The following is a 19,546-nucleotide window of genomic DNA, read 5'->3' on the forward strand; positions in this document are numbered from 1 at the left end:
TCCTGGGATAGATACCGAATCAAGCGAGGAGTCGGCCATCAGGCGCCTGCAAAATCTAGGAAGATGGAAAGCAACTCTTGAAGATTCGCCGGACCGCAATGGCCTCTGAAACGGCCATCCTCAACTCGACAGACAAGCCAGTCATCATCAGACTCGATTGCTTCGCGTTTAAGCTCAATGAATGAAAGCTCGAAGATATCCGTGTCGATTAGGTCTACGGTCAAGCACCAGCCTGGATTATCAAGCGTCTCAATAGACAAGCCATAGCTGTGTTCCCAGATGCCGTTACATTGGTTTGCGTACCAAGACTGAAGCCTAGATAGCTCATTCATCTGATCTAACCGCCGATGTATGACATCTCGATCTTCTCCCCCTGCGCGCTGTGTGTGCCGCTGCCGCGCAGCTCCGAGTAGCGGTCCTGGCGGGCGCGCCAGACGCTGGCGATCCAGGCGGCCAGTGCAGCGTCGTTGCTTTGCGGGCTGCGCAAGCGGGTGATCAGGTCATGGCCCTGGGTGGCGAACAGGCAGCTGAACAGCTTGCCTTCGGGGGACAGGCGCAGGCGCGTGCAGCTGCTGCAGAAGGCTTGCGTGACCGAGGCGATGACGCCGATCTCGGCGCTGCCGTCGAGCAGGCGATAGCGCTGGGCGACTTCGCCGCTGTAATTGGCGGCGATGGGGGCGAGCGGGTATTCGGCGTGGATGCGGGCGAGGATGTCGCTGGCCGTCATCACTTCGTTCATGCGCCAGGCATTGCTCTCGCCAACGTCCATGTATTCGATGAAGCGCAGGATGTGGCCGCTGTGGCGGAAGTGGCGGACCATGTCGAGAATGGCGTGATCATTGACGCCGCGCTTGACCACCATATTGATCTTGAGCGGGCGGAAGCCGGCTGCGTCAGCCGCTTCGATGCCGGCCAGTACTTCGGCAAGCGGGCGTTCGCTGTCGCTCATGCGCTGGAAGGTTGCCTCATCGAGCGCGTCCAGGCTGACCGTGATGCGCTGCAGGCCGGCATCGCGCAGGCTTTGCGCGTGGCGCGCGAGCAAGCCGCCATTGGTGGTCATGGTCAGCTCGATGCCGGGAATGCCGGCGAGCATCTCGACGAGCTTGGGCAGATCCTTGCGCAGCAGGGGTTCGCCGCCGGTGAGGCGGATCTTTTCGACGCCCAGATCGGCAAACACTTTTGCGACGCGGCTGATCTCTTCGAAGCTCAGCAGCGCCTCACGCGGCAGGAAGGCGTGGTCGCGGCCGAAGCGCTCGCGCGGCATGCAATAGGTGCAGCGGAAGTTGCAACGGTCGGTGACCGAGATACGCAGGTCGCGCAAAGGCCGCTGCAGGCGGTCGAGCGGCGCCGTGGCACCTGCGCGGACGGGACGCAGCAGCGAGGAGAGCGGAATGCGGTGGATGTCGGACACGGGCGATGCGGGCGTGAGCAAGTGAGCTGGCATTATCGGTCGATGTGCCGGGGCTCACAAGCCTTGTCCGGGGTGGCGCTGCGGGTAAGATGCTCGCAGATCGACCATTACGCCAAGGTTCAGCATGAGTGAACAACAACGCATCGCCCACTACGAACAGGCCTATCAGGCCGATGCCGGCTTCGAGTCGGTGATGGTGCACTACCGTCAGCGCATGCTGCTCGAACGCCTGCGGGACTTGAACGCTGCGCAGGTGGTGGAGATCGGTTGCGGGACCGACTTGTTGTGCGACAAGCTCGATGATTTTGCGCGACGCGTGCGGCAGTGGCTGATCGTCGAACCGGCGGCCGATTTTGTCGCCCGCGCCCGTGCGCTGTCAGCGCGCCCGCAACTGATTCAGGCTTTCGCCGAAGAGGCGGTCGATGCGGTTCGCCAAGCCTGCGCGGGCGAACCCGAGCTGATCATCTGCAGCAGCTTGCTGCATGAAGTGCCTGATGCAGCGGCCTTGCTCGCAGCCCTGCGACGCATGTGCGGGCCGCATACACGGGTGCATATCAATGTTCCCAACGCGGCTTCAATGCACCGGCGCCTGGCGCGCAGCATGGGCTTGATCGACTCCATCCACGCGCTGAGCGCACGCAACCAGATGTTTCAGCAAGCGCGCGTGTTTGATGCGGAGCACTTGCGTGCCGTGAGCCTGGCGGCAGGCTTCAAGCTGCTGGTCGAAGGGGGCTATTTTCTCAAGCCATTTACCCATGCGCAGATGGATGCCATTTCCGGCGTCGCGACGCCGGCTGTGCTCGACGGGCTTTACGCGCTCGGCAAGGAGATGCCCGAGCTGGCGGCCGAGATCTTCGTCGAATTGCAGCCGGCTTGAGCTCGCCCGCTCAGTGCTGATGCCCGCTCATGCCTGACATGCTGGCCGCGCTCGACATCGATTTGGCGAGCGGCGTGAAACGCGCCTGTTCGGTGCCTTTGCCGGGGAAGCTGATGGCGACGACGGCTTTCAGATCAGCGAGCGAGGCGTAGCGGGCGGTGCCCTTCAGGCGGTTATCGCCATCGGCTTTGAGCACCGCGCTGCTTTTCTCCTTGCCCCACAGCAGGGTGACGTTGCCGCTGGCGCCCGCGCTGGGGATCTTCTGCATGGCGTGGTCGGTGATATAGACGAGCACCGTGTTGTCGCGCGCTTCCTTGCTGTCTTTGACCAGCACCAGCTCGAAGTGGTAGGCGCCGGCCATGTGCATCTGGCCGCCATGCGGCGTCGGCTGGCTGTCGAGGTATTCGTCGGAATGGGCATGCGCCCAGGGCGCGGCGAGGACGGCGAGTGAGCACAGCAGGGCGTGGCAGGTTTTCATGGTGAGACTCCAGGGTGAAAGCTTGATCGGGAAATCAGAAAGTATCCTCGCGTTCCCCGGCCAGCAGGCGTTCGAGCGGGCGCTGGCCCCAGCGCCAGAACATCAGCGGGGTGAGCAGGGTGTCGAGCAGGGTCGAGCTGATCAGGCCGCCGAAAATCACCACCGCTACCGGGTGGAGGATTTCCTTGCCCGGCGCATCGGCGGCGATCAGCAAGGGGGTTAGCGCGAAGGCGGCGACCAGGGCGGTCATCAGCACCGGCGTCAGGCGCTCCAGCGAGCCGCGCACGATCATCGCCTGACCGAACACTTCGCCCTCGAAGGCGCAGAGATTGATGTAGTGGCTGATCTTGAGGATGCCATTGCGTGCTGCGATGCCGGTGAGCGTGACAAAGCCGACCAGGGCGGCGACCGACAGCGGTTGGCCGGAGATCCACAGCGCGATCACCGCACCGACCAGGGCCAGCGGAATATTGCCCATCACGATGCCGGCGAGCAGCGCCGAACGATAGCGCGAGTAGAGCACGATGAAGATCAGCAGCAAGGCGATGGCGGCGAGCAGGGCGATCAGCTGGCTGGCTTCTTCCTGCGCCTGGAACTGGCCTTCAAGCGCGCTGAAATAGCCCGGCGGCAGGGGGCTGGCGGCCAGTTCGCGGCGGATGTCGGCGACGATCCGGGCCATGTCCGAGCCATCGGTATTGGCCGACAGGATGATGCGCCGCGCCGCATTCTCGTGGCCGATCTGGTTGGGGCCGCTGTCTTCCTCGATCTGCGCCAGGCGCGACAGCGGCAGCGTGCCGCTCGGCGTGGCGATCAGCAGATTGGCCAGGCCCTCGGCGCTGCGTGCCGAGTCGGGCAGGCGCAGATTGAGCGCGTAGCGCCGCGTGCCGTCGATGATGTGGCTGATGTCCTCGCCTTGCAGCAGTCGTTCCAGCTCGGCCTGCAGCTGGCCGCTGGGCAGACCATGGCGGGCGGCGGCTTCCTGGTCGATGCGGATCTTGTACTGCGGGATCAACACCTGCTTCTCGATCTGCAAATCACTCACCCCCGGCACCCGGGCGAGCCGATCACGCAGCACGGCGGCCTGGCTGCGCAGCGTGTCCAGATCATCGCCATAGATCTTCAGCGCGATCTGTGCGCGCACGCCGGAGAGCAGGTGGTCGAGTCGATGCGAAATGGGTTGCCCCACGCTCAGGCTGGCGGGCAGCACCGCTAGGCGCTGGCGGATCTCGGCAATCACCGCCTCGCGGCTGCGTGACGAGGGCCGCAGTTCGACCTCGATCTCGCTGGCATGCACGCCTTCGGCATGTTCATCGAGCTCGGCGCGGCCTGTGCGGCGGCCGACCTGGACGACTTCGGGCACGCCGAGCAGGATGCGCTCGGCCTGACTGCCGATGCGATTCGATTCCGCCAGCGAGCTGCCCGGTTTGAGGCTGATGCCGACGGTCAGCGTGCCCTCGTTGAAAGGCGGCAGGAAGGCGCGCGGCATGAAGGGCAGGCTGGCCGCTGCCAGCAGCACGGCGAACAAGGCCAGCACCAGCAGGCTGCGGCTGCGCGTGAAGGACCAGGCGAGCAGGCGCGCATCCTGTCGTTTGAGCCAGCGCACCAGGCGGCTGTCGCCGTGTTCAAGCTGCTTCATCCGCGGCAGCAGGTAGTAGCAGAGCACGGGCGTCACCGTCATTGCCACCAGCATGCTGGCGAGGATGGAGACGATGTAGGCGATGCCCAGCGGCGTGAACAGCCGCCCTTCGATGCCGGGCAGGGCGAACAGCGGGATGAACACCAGCACCACGATGAAGGTGGCCCACACCACGCTGGCGCGCACTTCCTTCGAGGCCGCCGCAATCACGGCCAGCACGCTCAGCGGCTTTGCCCGCTGGCGGTTTTCGCGCAGGCGGCGCAGCACGTTTTCGACATCGACCACGGCATCATCGACCAGCTCGCCGATGGCAATCGCCAGGCCGCCCAGGGTCATGGTATTGATCGACAAACCCAGATAGTGGAACACCAGGGCGCTGATCAGCAGCGAGATCGGAATCGCCGTCAGCGAGATGAAGGTGGTGCGGAAGTTGGCGAGAAAGAGGAACAGCACGATGCTGACCATGATGGCGCCATCGCGCAGCGCTTCCTCGACATTGCTCACCGAATGCTCGATGAAGCTCGCTTGGCGGAACAGGCGCTGCGGCGCTTCGACGCCCGCCGGGCGCTTGGCGGCCAGCTCGTCGATTACTGCTTCGAGCTGGCGCGTCAGCTTGACGGTGTCGCTGCCCGGCTGTTTCTGCACCGACAGGATCACCGCTGGCTGGCCCTTGTAGCCGGCGTCGCCGCGCTTGAGTGCTGCGGCATAGCTGACATCGGCGACCTGTTGCAGCGGAATCACCTGGCCATTGCGGGTGGCCACCGGCAATTGGCGCAGATCTTCCAGGCGGCTGCTCTGGCCGATATTGCGGATCAGGTATTCGCGCGCGCCAGCATCGACGAAGCCGCCCGCCGAGTTGTGGCCGAAGTTCTGCAGTGCCTGGCGCAGCTGATCGAGGCTGACTTGCGCCGCCATCAGACGCGCCGGGTCGGGGCTGACGCGGAGCTGCCGTACCTCGCCACCGATGGCGATGACCTGTGCCACGCCGGGCACCGTCAGCAGGCGCGGCCGCACGACCCAATCGGCATACTCGCGCACCTGCATCGGGTTGATCTTCGCCGGATCAGCCGGCAAGGCGAGCAGCAGCACTTCACCCATGATCGAGGAGATCGCGCCCAGCTGTGGCTCGATGCCGGCCGGCAGCTGCTGGCGGAGCAGACTGAGGCGTTCGCTCACTTGCTGGCGATTGCGCTGGATGTCGCTGCCCCAGTCGAACTCGACATACACCACCGACAGGCCGATGCCCGACACCGAGCGCACCCGTGTCACACCGGGCAGGCCATTGATGGCCGCCTCGATCGGCAAGCTGACCAGCTGTTCCACCTCTTCCGGCGCCATGCCGCCGGCCTCGGTCATCAAGGTGACCATCGGCTTGTTCAGATCGGGGAGCACGTCGATCGGCGTGCGCAGCACCGCCAGACTGCCGCCGAGGATCAGGACCAGGGCCAGGCCCAGCACCAGCAAGCGCTGGCGCAGGCTGATATCGATAAGCTGTTTGAACATCGTCTCAGCGCACCTGATTGAGCAGGCTGGCGCCCTGCGTGACTACACGTTCGCCGGCTTGCAGGCCTTCGATCACCAGTACCCGCTTGGCATCGAGCGGCTGGGTTTTCACGCGCCGTGCGACGAAGCGCTCAGCCTGCGTGTGCAACCACAGCATGTTCTCGTTGGCCGCATTGCGCACGATGCTCTCAACCGGCACGGCGATGCCGCTGTGTCGCTGCGCGGTTTCGACCTGTAGCTTGAGTGATTGCCCCAGCGCCAGGTTTGGCAGGGCGCCGCTGGCGGGCGGGCGGACGCGGAACAGCACCGGCAAGGCCTGCTCGCGCAGGCTGCGGCCAGCGCCGAGAAAGTCCAGCGTGATCACGCCATCGGCCGTGTCGCCGAGACGCGCCGAGGCGCGCCCCAGACCGTTGACGACTTGCGGATCGAAGGCCAGGGCTTCCACCGCGAGACGGCGCGGATCGACGATTTCAAAGAGCGTCTCGCGCGCCTCGACGACTTGCCCGATCAGCACCTGGCTGGCCGCCACCACGCCGCTCACCGGTGCTCGCAGCGCGATCCGCGCATCGACCGCACGGGCAAGACCGGCCTGCCGCGCCTGCAAGCTCTGCAGTTCGATGCGCGCCTGTTCGAGGTCTTTGCGCGGCACGCTGCCTTCGAGCTGGTTCAGGCGTGCCAGGCGCTTGTCCTGCACATCGATCTGCGCCGCCAGTTCGATCAGCGCGGCCTGCCGGTCGGCCTGGCTGGCCTGGTCCAGCGTGGCGTGCAGAACGGCCAGCACCTGGCCCTTGCTGACCCGTTGGCCGAGCTGTGCCAGTCCGCCCGGACCGGCTTCGATGAGGCCTGCCTGGGTTGCTTGCACGCGGCCGCCGCTGCCGGGGTCGGCGATCACGCGGCCGGACATCTCGATGATGCGCGGGTATTCGCCCGATTGCGCGCTCTGGGTGCGGATCGCCAGGCTGCGTTGCACCGGCTTGGGCACGAAGAGGCTGCCATCGGTGAGGCGCTGTGCGCCATCGCCTGCGATCAGTGCGGCGGGCGCGGCGCCATGGTCTTCGCCATCGTGCGCCTGCAGGCCCAGCGAAAAGATGAGCAGCAGTGGGATCAGGACGATTTTCATGCGGCCCTCCGTTTGATCAGGACGACCAGCACGCCGGCGGCGATCAGCACCAGCACGCCGCTGCCGGCGAGCAGGATGGCGCGGCGCGGGCTGGCGCTCGGCGTGGTGCTGGGTGAAGCGTTGTCTGCAGCGCCAGGCGTGAAGCTGGCGCTGAGCAGATCGCTCTCCTCGCCAGCACTGAGGCTGAGAATCAGCGCGTGCTGGCCGGGCTGGGTCAGCGGCCCGGCGGGCAGCCGTGCGATGCCATCCGCATCGCTGCGGGCGCTGGCCTTGAAGCTGCCCGATTCGATCTCGATCAGCGCATTGGCGACCGGCGCATTGCTCTCGCTGCGGTCGATGTAGACGATCAGCTGCTGCGCTTGCAGCAGGCCCAGCACTTCAAACAGCTCGCTGCGCGCTTCAAAGCGCGGGCTTGCGGTCTGCGCTTGTGCGACCGGCGCATCGCCATGGTCTTCACCATTGTGGGCGAGGACGGCTGGCGCCAGGGCGGCGATCAGCATTAACAGGAAAACTCTCACGGCAAAACTCCCATCGCCTGGTTCAGATTGGCACGTGCGGCGGCCAGCGCCAGCGCAGCGCGGCGCGCGTCGAGGCGGGCTTCGTTGGCGGCGCGGCGGGTGCGCAGCAGCTCGGCCAGACTCAGCTCGCCCAGTGCGAAGGCGCGTGCCTGCAAGCTGAGGCGTTCATCGACCAGCTTGCTGCGCGCCTGCGCCAGGGCCTCGTTGTGTTCGGCGCTATCGAGCTGCAGCTGCGCCTCGCGCTGGGCCGATTCCAGCTCGGCGCGGATTTGCCGCTGTTCGGCCTCGGCGCGCAGCAGGGCGGTATTGGCCGTGGCGATCTGGGCGGCATTGCGCGTGCTGCTGGCCAGGGGGATGCGCAGGCCGAGGCGCAGGCTGTTGCGATTGGGCTCGGCAAAGCTGTCGCGCGATTGCTGCCAGCCGATGCTCAGCTCGGGCGTATCGCGTTCGCTCTCGCGGTTCAGCTGCAGCTGGGCGCGTGCGCGGCCCACGGCGCTGGCTGCCTGTTGCAGCAGCGGGTGCAGGCCGGCGGTGTCGGTGGCGATGGCTTCGTCGAACTGCGCTGGCAGTTCGCTCAGGCCGCTCAGCAGGCGGTAGCGCTCCAGCGCCTGCCGTTCGCGCAAACGGGCGTCGCCGAGGGCGCGCCGCGCGCTGAGTGTTTCTTCGCGGGCTTGCAGCAGTTCGCTGCGCGCCAGTTCGCCGGCCGCTTCGCGGCGTGCGACATCCTGCTCCAGTTGTTCTGCCGTGCTGAGCGCTTGTTCGGCCAGCTCGCGTTCGCTGCGCGTGGCGGCGCAGTCCCACAGGCGTGTGCGCAGTTCGCCGGCCAGTTGCAGGCGCGCCACGGCGGCGCTAGCCAGGCTATCGGCGCTTTCGCCTTCTGCCAGCTTGATGCGCGCCTCGCGCTGGCCGGGCAGCCACAGCGGCAGGGACAGTTCCAGCTCGCGTTCGCGAAAGCCACGCCCCTGGTTGAAGTGATCGCTGCGCTGCGCCAGCGCGATGCTTGGCGCCTCGGGCAGCATGCTGCTGGCCGCCAGTGAGTTGGCCAGCGCTTCGCTGCGGTGTGCTTCAGCCAGCTGGCCGGCCACTGCGCGCTGCCAGACCTGCTCCAGCACTTCGTGCAGATCCGGTGCGGACCACGCTGCTGCGCTGGGCAGGATCAGCGCGCAGACGAGTGCGCAGCGCATGAGCGGCGGGCGCAGGTGAAGGCTGAGCTGTGGCGGAGAGCGGTGGAGCAGGGCGGGCACGGCGGCATCCTGTCGAATAGTCCGCCTACTGTGCCAAGCGCTGGGCAACAGTCGCCTGACATGCAGATTACAAGTTTGTAATCTGCGCAAAATGCCACATCAAAGCCGTGCCGCCTCGCTATAGTGCGCAGCATGCGACTACTGATCGTCGAAGACGAACCGAAGACGGGCGATTACCTGCTGCAAGGGCTGCGCGAAGCGGGCTTTGTGGTGGACCTCGCACGCCATGGCGAGGACGGCTTGCATCTGGCGCTGAGCGGGGACTACAGCCTGATCGTGCTCGATGTGATGCTGCCGGGGCGCGACGGCTGGCATGTCCTGCAGGCGCTGCGCCAGGCCGGGCATGATCTGCCGGTGATGTTTCTCACCGCGCGCGACGATGTGGCCGAGCGCGTGCGCGGACTCGAACTGGGCGCCGACGATTACCTCGTCAAGCCTTTCGCATTCTCCGAATTGCTGGCGCGCATCCGCAGCTTGCTGCGGCGTGGCAAGAACAAGGAGCCGGAGCGGCTCAGCGTTGCCGATCTGGAGCTTGATCTGCTCAAGCGTCGCGCCACGCGCGCAGGTACACGCATCGACCTGACCGCCAAGGAGTTCGCCTTGCTGGCGCTGCTGATGCGGCGCGAGGGCGAGGTCTTGTCGCGTGCGCTGATCGCCTCCCAGGTGTGGGACATGAATTTCGATTCCGACACCAATGTCGTCGATGTCGCCATCAAGCGCCTGCGCAGCAAGGTTGACGAGCCCTTTGCGACGCGCCTGATCCACACCGTACGCGGCATGGGCTATGTGCTGGAGGTCCGCGCAGCGTGAAACGCCCTGCGATCCGTTTGCGTGCCATCGGCCGTTCGCTGACTTTGCGGCTGGCGCTGCTCTACGGCGCGTCGACTTCGCTGATCCTGTTGCTGCTGTCAATCTACATGCTGCGCGTGATCGATCAGCATTTCATCGAACTCGATGTGGTTGATATGCGCGGCAAGCTGGAGCTGGTCTCGCACCTGGTGCAGAACGCGCGCAGCAGCGCCAGCCTCGCGCAATTGCCGCAGCGTCTGGATGATGCCCTGGTCGGCCATCACCATCTCTCGCTGGGCTTCTTCGAGGGTGAGCGCCCGCGCTATGTGCATGGCATGGCGGATTTCCCGCCTGACTTGTTGCGCGCCGCGCGCAGTGCTGTCGAGGACACGCCGCTGCAGCAGTGGTCTGCGCATCATGGCGAGCTGCGTGGCTTGGCACTGCGCCTGCCGGCCGATGCGAGCTACCCGGAGAGCATCATCGCGGTCAGCGTCGATACCCAGCATCATCGTGAATTCATCGCCGGGCTCAAGCTGGCCTTGATGCTGTTGCTGGCCTTCGCCTCGCTGCTGGCGCTCGGTCTGGGCTGGCTGGTGGCGCGCACCGGTTTGCGGCCGCTGCAGCAGACTGCCGAGCTGGCCCGGCAGATCAGCGCCGAGCGCCTGAACACGCGTTTGTTGGCCGAGCAGGTGCCCAGCGAGCTGGAAGACCTCGCCAGTTCGTTCAATGCCATGCTCGATCGCCTCCGCGATGCCTTCGAGCGCTTGTCCGCTTTCGCAGCGGATCTGGCGCACGAGATGCGTACGCCGGTCAGCAATCTGATGATGCAGACCCAGGTCATGCTCAGCCAGACGCGCAGTGCTGATGAGTACCGCGAGGTGCTCGCCTCGAATCTCGAAGAGTACGAACGTCTGGCGCGCACCATTGCCGACATGCTGTTCCTGGCCAAGGCGGACAACGGGCTGATCGTGCCGCGCCGTGAAGTGGTCGATCTGCAGCACGAGGTCGCTGAGCTGTTCGAGTTCTACGAAGCGCTGGCCGATGAGCGGCAGCTCAGTCTGCAGCAGCAGGGCGGGGCGCTGGTCGAGGGGGATCAGCTGATGCTGCGCCGCGCGCTGTCCAATCTGCTCTCCAATGCGATCCGCTACGCGCTGCCTGGCAGCCTGATCCGCTTGAGCATGTCGCAGACTGAGACGCAGGCTTGCCTGCGTCTGGAAAACGCCTGCAAGGAACTGCCTGCTGATCTGGAGCGTCTCTTCGACCGCTTCTACCGCGCCGATCCGGCACGCCGTGAGACGGGTGACGGGGCCGGCTTGGGGCTGGCCATCACGCGTTCGATTGCGCGCGTGCATGGCGGCGAAGTGTGCGCCTCCGGAGCGGGCGGGCAGATCTGCTTCGAGCTGCTGTTGCCCAGTGTGCCAGGCTGAAGCCGGCGCGATCAGGTGAGGATGGCAGCGATCACCTTGCGCATCGACTCCAGCAGCGCCTGACGGTCAAGCTCAGGGTTATGGAGCGCACGATGACGGATACCTTCAAACAATGAAATAAGCATGTCCACGCGAGCGTGTCGCTGCGGGTCGGCCTGGAAGGCCGGGATCTTCTTGCTGGAGCTGAGCAGCTCCTCCAGGCGCGCGCTGAGCACTTTGTCCGCAGCGTGCAGGCGTTCTCGTACGCTGGCGTTGCGTGCGGCTTCGGAGCTGACTTCGAGCATCAGCGCCACGTGCTCAAGATCGGTATTTTCTTCGATGGTGATTGGCAGGCGCTCAATCAGCGCATCGTAGGCATCGCGTCCGCCGCTGGCGACATCCTGCATGCGCTGCAGGATGTCTTGCGTATTGCGGTCGACGATGCCGAAGATGATCTCGTCCTTGCTGGCGAAGTAGTTGTAGATGTGGCCGGCGCTCATGCCGGCGAGTTTGGAGATCTCGGCCATGCTGGCGCCGTGGAAGCCTTTGTGGCGGAAGCATTCTGCTGCCGCATCCAGCACCTGATTGCGCCGTGCTTCGGCGCGCTCGGGGTCATGATGTTTGCGAATCTCCTTGCTCATTCCCCACTCCCTCGACACGTAGCCATGGCGCGATTCAACTCTTGCCAGGCTGCAAGCCACCGCCGAGCACCTTGTACAGCGTGATCAAGTTGCTCTCACGTGCCAGACGCACCGTGATCAGGCTTTGCTGCGCGGAGTAGAGCGTGCGCTGCGCGTCAAGCAGCGCCAGGTAGCTGTCGATTCCCGCGCGTTGACGCGCATCGGTGAGCTTCAGGCTCTCGCTGCTGGCGGCCACTACGGCAGCCTGTGCGGCCAGCTGTTCGTCGATGGTGCCGCGCTGCGCCAGCGCATCGGCGACTTCGCGGAAGGCTGTCTGCACGGCCTTGTCGTATTGCGCCACGGCGATGTCGCGATTGAGCTTGGCGATATCGAGATTGGCTTCACGACGACCGAGGTCGAAGATCGGCAAATTGAGCTGCGGTGCGAAGCTCCAGGTGCCCGAGCCGTCCTTGAACAGCCCGTCGAGGCTGCTGCTGGCGCTGCCGGTCGAGGCGGTCAGCGTGATGCTCGGGAAGAAGGCTGCGCGCGCCGCGCCGATATTGGCATAGGCTGCGCGCAGGCTGCGCTCGGCCTGCATGATGTCGGGCCGCGCCTGCAGGACCTGCGAGGGCAGGCCGGCGGGCAGCTCACGTGTGGTCACCACGCTCTGTTCCAGATCGCGTACTTGCAGGCTGCGCGGCAGGGCAGTGCCGACCAGCAGGGTCAGGGCGTTTTCGTCGCGCGCCACCTGGGTGGTGTAGCTGGCGATGTCGGCGCGTGCTGATTCGCTGCTGCTGCGCGCCTGGTTCAGCGCAACGGCCGAGCTGGCGCCCAGATCAAAGCTGCGCTGCGTGAGTTTGAGTGACTCGCTGCGGCTGCGATAGGTCTCTTGCGCCAGCTTCAGGCGGGCCTGATCGGCGGCGAGCGTCAGATAGGCATTGGCTACTTCGGCGATCAGGCTGATCTCGGTGTTGCGGCGTGCGTCTTCGGTGCCCAGATAGGTTTGCAGCGCGGCGTCCTTGAGGTCGCGCACACGGCCGAAGAAGTCCAGCTCATAGCTCGCAAAACCCAGACCGACGCTGTACTGACGCGAGATCTTCGGCTCACCGGTGCCGCTGAGCGTGGCTGCCGTGCGCTGCGCGGTATCGCCAGCCGAGACCTTGACGCTCGGCGCCAGATCGGCGCGCTGGACCTGGTATTGCGCACGTGCCTTGTCGATGTTCTGGATGGCGACGCGCAGATCGCGGTTATTGGCCAGTGCCAGTTCGATCAGCTGGCGCAGGTTGTCGTCGGCGATGAAGTCGCGCCAGCCCAGCTCGGCAACCGTGCTTTGCGCCGAGAACGTGCTCGGCTTGTAGGCCTGGCCTTGCGGCCAGTCATTGGCAACGCTGGCGGCGGGGCGCTCGAAGTCCGGAGCGAGGGTGCCGCAGCCTTGCAGGAGGGCGGCCACGCAGCAGCTCAGAAGAGTGATCCTGTTCATGTTCATGTCCTTACTGTGCGTGTTGTGCATCGCTGTCTTGATTGGCGGCGGCGCTGCTCTTGAACAGGCGGCGCACCACCACGAAGAACAGCGGTACAAAGAAGATCCCCAGCGCGGTCGAGGTAATCATCCCGCCGAGCACGCCGGTACCGATGGCGTTCTGGCTGCCCGAGCCGGCGCCGGTGGACACCGCCAGCGGCACCACGCCGAGGCCGAAGGCCAGCGAAGTCATCAGGATCGGCCGCAGACGCATGCGTACGGCATCCAGGGTTGCGGTCAGCAAGGGCTTGCCTTGTTCCATCTGCTCCTTGGCGAATTCGACGATCAGGATCGCGTTCTTCGAGGCCAGACCCACCGTGGTCAGCAGCGCCACTTGCAGATAGACGTCATTGGACAGGCCACGACCCCAGGCGGCCAGCAGCGCGCCGAGCACGCCCAGCGGCACCACCATGATCACCGAGAAGGGCACCGACCAGCTCTCGTAGAGTGCGGCCAGACAGAGGAACACCACCAGCAGTGAAATGGCATACAGGGCAGGCGCCTGTGCGCCGGAGCGACGTTCTTCGAACGAGGTGCCGGTCCATTCATAGCCGATGCCCGCCGGCAGCTTGGCAATGATTTCTTCGGCGGCCGCCATGGCGTCACCCGAGCTCAGGCCGGGCGCGGCCTGGCCGAGCACTTCCATCGAGGGCTGACCGTTGTAGCGTTCCAGACGTGGCGAGCCATAGCTCCAGTGAGCGGTAGCGAAGGCCGAGAACGGCACCATGTCCCCCTTGCTGTTGCGCACGTACCACTTGTTGAGATCTTCCGGTGCCATGCGTGCGCTGGCGTCGCCCTGCAGATAGACCTTCTTGATGCGGCCGCGGTCGATGAAGTCATTCACATACTGACTGCCCCAGGCCGTCGACAGCGTGGTGTTGATGTCGGCAATGGTGATGCCCAGTGCGCCGGCACGTGCATGGTCGATGTCCAGCGTGTACTCGGGCTGATCTTCCTGACCATTGGGACGCACGCCGACCAGGCGCGGATCCTTGGCGGCCATACCGAGGAACTGGTTACGCGCTGCCAGCAGGGCCGCATGGCCGAGGCCGGCATTGTCCTGCAGCTGCAAGTCGAAGCCATTGGAGGTGCCCAGCTCGATCACCGCCGGCGGCACGAATGCGAATGCCATACCGTCGCGCAGTTTGGAGAAGGCTGCCATGGCGCGTCCGGCAACAGCCTTGACGTTGTTCTGCGCACCCTTGCGCTCATCCCAGGGACGCAGCTTGACGAAGCCCAGGCCCATGTTCTGGCCCGAACCGGCAAAGCTGAAGCCCGCCACGGTGAACAGCGATTCGACGGCGCCTTTTTCCTGATCAGAGAGGAAGTGCTGTTCGACCTGATGCAGTGCCTTGAGCGTGCGTTCCTGGGTGGCACCTGCCGGCATCACGACCTGTGTGAACATGATGCCCTGGTCTTCTTCAGGCAGGAATGAACTGGGCAGGCGGGTGAACACGAAGATCACCAAGCCGAACATCAGCCCGTAGATCAGCATGAAGCGCGTGCTGCGACCCAGGATGCGGCCGACGCTGGATTGGTAGCGCTCCGCATTGCGGTCGAACATGCGGTTAAACCACAGGAAGAAGCCGTTCTGGTTGTGCGCATGACCCTTCTCGACCGGCTTGAGCAGGGTCGAGCAGAGCGCTGGCGTGAGCACCAGGGCGACGATCACCGAGAGCACCATCGAGGAGACGATGGTGATCGAGAACTGACGATAGATCACGCCGGTCGAGCCGCCGAAGAAGGCCATCGGCACGAACACCGCCGAGAGCACGAGGGCGATACCGATCAGCGCGCCGGTGATCTGGTCCATCGATTTGCGTGTGGCTTCCTTGGGCGAGAGGCCTTCCTCGCTCATCACCCGTTCGACGTTTTCGACCACCACGATGGCATCATCGACGAGCAGGCCGATGGCCAGCACCACGCCGAACATGGTGAGCGTGTTGATCGAGTAGCCGAAGGCAGCCAGCACCCCGAAGGTGCCCAGCAGCACCACTGGCACGGCGATGGTCGGGATCAGCGTGGCGCGCATGTTCTGCAGGAACAGGTACATCACCAGGAACACCAGGGCGATGGCTTCGACCAGGGTCTTGACCACTTCCTCGATCGAGATGCGCACGAAAGGCGTGGTGTCATACGGGAACACCGCTTCGACGCCAGCCGGGAAGTAAGCGCTCATCTGCTTGATCTTGGCCTTCACCGCATCGGCGGTTTCCAGCGCATTGGCGCCCGCAGCCAGCTTGATGGCGATGCCTGCTGCCGGCTTGCCGTTGAAGCGTGCGGTCGAACCGTAGTTTTCAGATCCGAGCTCGACACGTGCGACATCGCGCAGATAAACATTGCCGCCATTGCTCGCGGTGCGCAGGATGACCTTGTTGAATTGCTCCACGGTCTGCAGACGGCTCTGCGCGGTGATTGCTGCATTCAGTTGCTGGCCAGGTACGGCGGGGAGGGCGCCAAGCTGCCCAGATGAAACCTGCGCATTCTGTGCCGTCAGCGCAGCGCTGACATCGGCCGTGGTGAGCTTGTAGTTGTTGAGCTTGGCTGGGTCCAGCCAGATGCGCATTGCATACTGCGAGCCAAACACATTGACCTCACCCACGCCCGTAACGCGGGAGAGCGGGTCTTGTACGCTGGAGACGAGGTAGTCGGAGAGATCGCCAGCGGTAAGCTGGCCATTCTGCGAGACAAAACCGATCACGAGCAGGAAGTTGCGCGCTGATTTTGCAACTTGCACACCCTGGTTCTGCACCGCTTGCGGCAACAGCGGCAAGGCCAGTTGCAGCTTGTTCTGCACCTGCATCTGCGCCACGTCAGGATTGGTTCCGGAGTTGAAGGTGAGTGTGGTGGAGACTTGACCGGTTGAGTCACTGGTCGAGTTCATGTAGAGCAGGCCATCCAGACCGGTCATTTTCTGCTCGATGATCTGCGTCACCGAGTCTTCCACCGTCTTGGCTGAAGCGCCCGGGTAGCTGGCGCTGATGGCGATGGCCGGCGGAGCGATGGTCGGATACTGGGCGACCGGCAGCTTGTCGATGGACAGCAAGCCGGCCAGCATGATGACGATCGCAATGACCCACGCGAAGATGGGGCGATCAATAAAGAAACGTGCCATGGCGCGACTCCCTTACTTGGCCGCGGCGGGAGCCGACGCGCCTGCTGCAACCGCCTTGGCAGGCGCACCCGGACGTACGCGCTGCAGACCTTCGACGATCAGGCGATCACCCGCGCTGAGCCCTTCGCTGACCAGCCATTTGTCACCCACGGCGCGTTCCGTCTTGAGCACGCGCGGCTCGACCTTGTCTTCGGCATTGAGCACCATTGCCGTCGCATTGCCCTTGGTATCACGCGTGACGCCTTGTTGCGGCACCAGGATGGCGTTCTCGCGCAGGCCTTGTTCGACGCGGGCGCGCACATACATGCCCGGCAGCAGGACGTGCTCCGGATTGGGGAAGATCGCACGCAGCGTCACCGAACCGGTGTCCTGATCCACCGTCACGTCGGCAAAGGTCAGCTTGCCTTCGAGCGGATACACCGAACCGTCTTCAAGCAGCAGCTTGACGCGAGCCTGGTTGGCGCCGGCCGACTTGAGGCGACCGCTCTTCAGGTCCTGACGCAGGCGCAGCAGTTCGGCATTGGACTGCGTCACATCGACATAGATCGGATCGAGCTGCTGAATGGTGCTCAGCGCCGTGGTCTGGTTCGCCGTGACCAGCGCCCCTGCCGTGACTTCGGACTTGCCGATGCGCCCGGAAATCGGCGCGGCCACATTGGTGTAGGCGAGGTTGATGCGCGCGGTTGCGACATTCGCTTTGGCTACCGCCACGTCGGCCTCGGCCTGCTTCTGTGCGGCGACGGCGTCGTCACGATCCTGCTGGCTGACCGCCTTGATGCTGGCAAGCTCTTCGTAGCGCTGCGCCTTGGCGCGCGTCGAGGCGACCGTGGCCTCCGCCTTGGCCAGTGCCGCTTGGGCGCTGTCGAGGGTGGCTTGATAAGTGGCCGGGTCGATCAGGTAGAGCGGGGCGCCCGCCTTGACTTCGCCACCTTCTGTAAACAGGCGGTTCTTGATGATGCCGTTGACCTGCGGTCGCACCTCGGCAATCTGGAAGGCCGAGGTCCGCCCGGGCAGTTCGCTGCTCAGTGCAACGGTTTGCGGCGCAATCGTCACCACCCCGACTTCACTCGGGCCGCCTTGCGGCTGGCCGCTTTGCGGCGCTTTGCTACAGGCGCCCAGCAGGAGGCCGAACATGACGGCAAGCCCGATGCCTGCGTGGGAAAGCTGCTTGTTTGTTTGCATACACCACCTGTGGAGTCTGGGTTTTCGCGCGCGGATTGCGCTGGAGCGGACAAAGAATGAATGATCATTCTAAGTTAATGCGCTGCAATAGCAAGTTTCCGGAGTGAAATAAAATGTAAGCGAAAGGCGAGGTCGGCTGTAGGTGGATGGCTTGCGCGGCCGGGCAGGCGTGGCGGGTGCAGCGCGCGGCTTGGGTGGCGCGCGCGGACGGCGGGCTTCGTGGATCACGCTGCGACAGCAGGCGCGGCGGCATCTGAGTTTTGCAGAGGCCGAAACGAAGAAAGCCAGCACCGGGGTGCTGGCTTTCTAATGGGTGGCTCCTCGACCTGGGCTCGAACCAGGGACCTACGGATTAACAGTCCGGCGCTCTACCGACTGAGCTATCGAGGAACGAAGGCTGCGAATATTAGACCTCGTTTCAAGGTCTGTCAAGCCCTTTTGTAATCCGGACTAGCGAATCGCTGTGTTGCAGCAAGCTCGGGGTAAGATGCCCCTGCCTACCTGCCGTACTGGAGCTGCATATGTTGAAGCGAAGCGTACTGACCTTGATGACGATAGCCCTGCTGGCGCTGACGGCCTCTTTGCGCCCGGCGGAGGCGGCCATGCCGACGAGCTGGCTGGGTTTGTCGGTGACGTACATTGAAGACGGTTACAGCTTGCGTCCGGCGCCGAGCAAATTTGTGCGCGAGCTGAAAGTGCATACGCCGGACCCGGTGAGCATCAACAAGCTATGGATCAAACCGGATTGGGCGGACTGGATTCTGGGTGGCAAGACCAATCGCTACAAGATGGAGGCCGACGAGGTCGTGGCGCGCCCGAGCGCGCTGGCGCGCATGGGTAGCAATGAAGGCAAGACCGATTACAAGGTGACCTCCCTGCGCTTTGCGCATCTGAAGTTGCTGCTGGGGAACAAGACGATCAGCTTGCCGGCGGGCGAGATGAGCTTTGCCGAGGACGGCACCCTGGCCGGCGTGCAGATTGAGCTGGAGCCGCATCTGCTGTTCGATCTGCGGCCGCAGGACGGCAAGCTGCAATTGTTGTTCAGCACCTCAGGCTGGAAGTGGAATGTGCTGCCGGCGCTGAATTTCGACCAGATCTCCGCTACCGGCGGCATGGATGACGATGGTTTCTACTTTGACAAGATCGGTGCCACAGGCCTGGGTGGTGCGATCGAGGGGCGTTTGCGAGTTGCCGTGAGCGATGATTTCGCGCTGGAGGGTGATCTGCACCTGGGCAAGCTCAACGCGCCGAGTCTATTGGCCAAGTTTTTCGGCAATCAGCCCGTGCAGCAGGGGCTGCTGTCCGCCGATTTCAAGCTGAGCGCCCGTGGGGCGAGCATGGCCGAGTTGGCCAGCCAGGTGAGCAGCAAGGGCAGCTTCATGATCCAGAGCGGCGCCATCGAGCGCTTTGGCTTGCTCGAAGGCTTGCGCCTGCCCGGACCGGGGCTGGCGGGGGGCGGTCTGACCAAGTTTCAGAAGCTGGATGGCAGCTTCAGCTGGGCCACGGGCAAGCCGGTCAGCATTGTGTTGCGCAATCTCGATGGGGGCGCGCTGCAGGCCTCCGGCGCGTTTGTGATCCAGAATGATGGCAGCCTGCGTGGCAATATCTCGGGCGCGTTGAGTCTGCCCAATGGCGGGGGCAAGCTGCGCGCGCTGAGTTTGCGTGGCACGGTCAAGGCGCCGGAGCTGTTCATCCCCTGAGTGCAAAAGGTATTTGATGGTCTTGTCTGAACACCCTGACGACGGGTTTTTCGTCGCTTGCCTCTGTGCGGCCTGGTGTGGCTCCTGCCGCGAGTACCGGCCCGAATTCGATGCGCTGGCCGCGCGCATGCCACAGCTGCGCTTTGCCTGGGTCGATATTGAGGACGAACCCGAGGTGGCTGGCGATATCGATGTCGAGAACTTCCCCACCCTGGTCATCCAGCGCGGCGAGCTGGTGCTGTTCTGTGGCGCCATGCTGCCGCATATTGGCCAGCTGGAGCGCCTGATCCAGACCTTCCTGCCGCAGAGCCTGGAGGAATCGCGCCGCTACGCACTCGGCAGCGCCGAGCGGCGCGACTGGCAGGGTCTGGCCGACGTGCAGGCGCGCCTCAAGTAAGTGCCTGCGCTGACTGCGGTCACGCGTGTGC

At 64.5% G+C, this 19,546-nt stretch carries 16 protein-coding genes and 1 tRNA gene; 5 read left to right on the plus strand and 12 right to left on the minus strand.

Translation table 11 applies throughout. From position 1 onward, the window contains the following. Positions 1-38: 38 nt before the first annotated feature. Both ABDB84_RS18600 and moaA read right to left on the minus strand, forming a co-directional pair. On the minus strand, positions 39-332 hold the full coding sequence (locus ABDB84_RS18600; RefSeq protein ID WP_345921278.1) for an immunity 53 family protein: 294 nt from the start codon (positions 330-332) through the stop codon (positions 39-41). A 5-nt stretch (positions 333-337) separates the two neighbouring features. Next, the gene (moaA, locus tag ABDB84_RS18605; RefSeq protein ID WP_428715106.1) at positions 338-1,411 is read right to left on the minus strand and encodes a GTP 3',8-cyclase MoaA; all 1,074 of its coding nucleotides are present in this window, start codon (positions 1,409-1,411) and stop codon (positions 338-340) included. Between the two features lie 124 nt (positions 1,412-1,535). Here moaA and ABDB84_RS18610 point away from each other — a divergent pair, with 124 nt between their 5' ends. Beyond that, positions 1,536-2,288 (plus strand): class I SAM-dependent methyltransferase, encoded by a 753-nt coding sequence (locus ABDB84_RS18610; protein ID WP_345921279.1) that lies wholly within the window; start codon positions 1,536-1,538, stop codon positions 2,286-2,288. A gap of 10 nt (positions 2,289-2,298) precedes the next feature. On the opposite strand, the gene ABDB84_RS18615 is transcribed toward ABDB84_RS18610, so the two are convergent. Genes ABDB84_RS18615 through ABDB84_RS18635 form a run of 5 tightly spaced genes read right to left on the minus strand, consistent with a single transcriptional unit; the run spans position 2,299 to position 8,787 of the window. Next, a complete protein-coding gene (locus ABDB84_RS18615; RefSeq protein ID WP_345921280.1) occupies positions 2,299-2,766 on the minus strand; it encodes a hypothetical protein in 468 nt (155 codons plus the stop codon). Positions 2,767-2,800: 34 nt separating this feature from the next. Then, positions 2,801-5,905, minus strand: a complete 3,105-nt coding sequence (locus ABDB84_RS18620) for an efflux RND transporter permease subunit (protein ID WP_345921281.1) — start codon at positions 5,903-5,905, stop codon at positions 2,801-2,803. A 4-nt stretch (positions 5,906-5,909) separates the two neighbouring features. Then, a complete protein-coding gene (locus tag ABDB84_RS18625) occupies positions 5,910-7,025 on the minus strand; it encodes an efflux RND transporter periplasmic adaptor subunit (RefSeq protein WP_345921282.1) in 1,116 nt (371 codons plus the stop codon). Beyond that, entirely contained in the window at positions 7,022-7,543 is a 522-nt protein-coding gene (locus ABDB84_RS18630; protein ID WP_345921283.1) for a hypothetical protein, read from the minus strand. Before ABDB84_RS18630 ends, ABDB84_RS18625 begins: the two co-directional genes overlap by 4 nt. Next, positions 7,540-8,787, minus strand: coding sequence for a TolC family protein (locus tag ABDB84_RS18635; protein ID WP_345921284.1), 1,248 nt, complete (start codon positions 8,785-8,787; stop codon positions 7,540-7,542). Before ABDB84_RS18635 ends, ABDB84_RS18630 begins: the two co-directional genes overlap by 4 nt. Positions 8,788-8,919: 132 nt before the next feature. Here ABDB84_RS18635 and ABDB84_RS18640 point away from each other — a divergent pair, with 132 nt between their 5' ends. Both ABDB84_RS18640 and ABDB84_RS18645 read left to right on the plus strand, forming a co-directional pair. Continuing rightward, on the plus strand, positions 8,920-9,597 hold the full coding sequence (locus ABDB84_RS18640; RefSeq protein WP_345921285.1) for a heavy metal response regulator transcription factor: 678 nt from the start codon (positions 8,920-8,922) through the stop codon (positions 9,595-9,597). After that, positions 9,594-11,003, plus strand: coding sequence for a heavy metal sensor histidine kinase (locus ABDB84_RS18645; protein ID WP_345921286.1), 1,410 nt, complete (start codon positions 9,594-9,596; stop codon positions 11,001-11,003). The genes ABDB84_RS18640 and ABDB84_RS18645 overlap by 4 nt, the downstream gene beginning before the upstream one ends. An 11-nt stretch (positions 11,004-11,014) precedes the next feature. On the opposite strand, the gene ABDB84_RS18650 is transcribed toward ABDB84_RS18645, so the two are convergent. The 5 genes from ABDB84_RS18650 to ABDB84_RS18670 form a co-directional block, all read right to left on the minus strand. Beyond that, positions 11,015-11,623 carry a TetR/AcrR family transcriptional regulator gene (locus tag ABDB84_RS18650; RefSeq protein ID WP_345921287.1) on the minus strand — a complete coding sequence of 203 codons (609 nt, stop codon included), beginning with the start codon at positions 11,621-11,623 and terminating at the stop codon, positions 11,015-11,017. 34 nt (positions 11,624-11,657) lie between these two features. Continuing rightward, positions 11,658-13,082 (minus strand): AdeC/AdeK/OprM family multidrug efflux complex outer membrane factor, encoded by a 1,425-nt coding sequence (gene adeC / locus ABDB84_RS18655; RefSeq protein ID WP_345921288.1) that lies wholly within the window; start codon positions 13,080-13,082, stop codon positions 11,658-11,660. Positions 13,083-13,092: 10 nt separating this feature from the next. After that, positions 13,093-16,236, minus strand: coding sequence for an efflux RND transporter permease subunit (locus ABDB84_RS18660; protein WP_345921289.1), 3,144 nt, complete (start codon positions 16,234-16,236; stop codon positions 13,093-13,095). Between the two features lie 12 nt (positions 16,237-16,248). Next, positions 16,249-17,370: an efflux RND transporter periplasmic adaptor subunit gene (locus tag ABDB84_RS18665; RefSeq protein ID WP_345921290.1), complete on the minus strand. Its 1,122-nt coding sequence runs from the start codon at positions 17,368-17,370 to the stop codon at positions 16,249-16,251. A 362-nt stretch (positions 17,371-17,732) separates the two neighbouring features. Continuing rightward, positions 17,733-17,808 (minus strand) — tRNA-Asn (locus ABDB84_RS18670). A 131-nt stretch (positions 17,809-17,939) separates the two neighbouring features. On the opposite strand from ABDB84_RS18670, the gene ABDB84_RS18675 reads away from it, so the two are divergent. Next, the gene (locus ABDB84_RS18675; RefSeq protein ID WP_345921291.1) at positions 17,940-19,118 is read left to right on the plus strand and encodes an AsmA family protein; all 1,179 of its coding nucleotides are present in this window, start codon (positions 17,940-17,942) and stop codon (positions 19,116-19,118) included. 16 nt (positions 19,119-19,134) lie between these two features. Further along, complete coding sequence (locus ABDB84_RS18680; RefSeq protein ID WP_345921292.1) at positions 19,135-19,515, plus strand: thioredoxin family protein; 381 nt, start codon at positions 19,135-19,137, stop codon at positions 19,513-19,515. The last annotated feature ends 31 nt before the right edge of the window (positions 19,516-19,546 follow it).

It is taken from the genome of Uliginosibacterium sediminicola (assembly GCF_039631295.1).
GTDB lineage: Bacteria > Pseudomonadota > Gammaproteobacteria > Burkholderiales > Rhodocyclaceae > Viridibacterium > Viridibacterium sediminicola.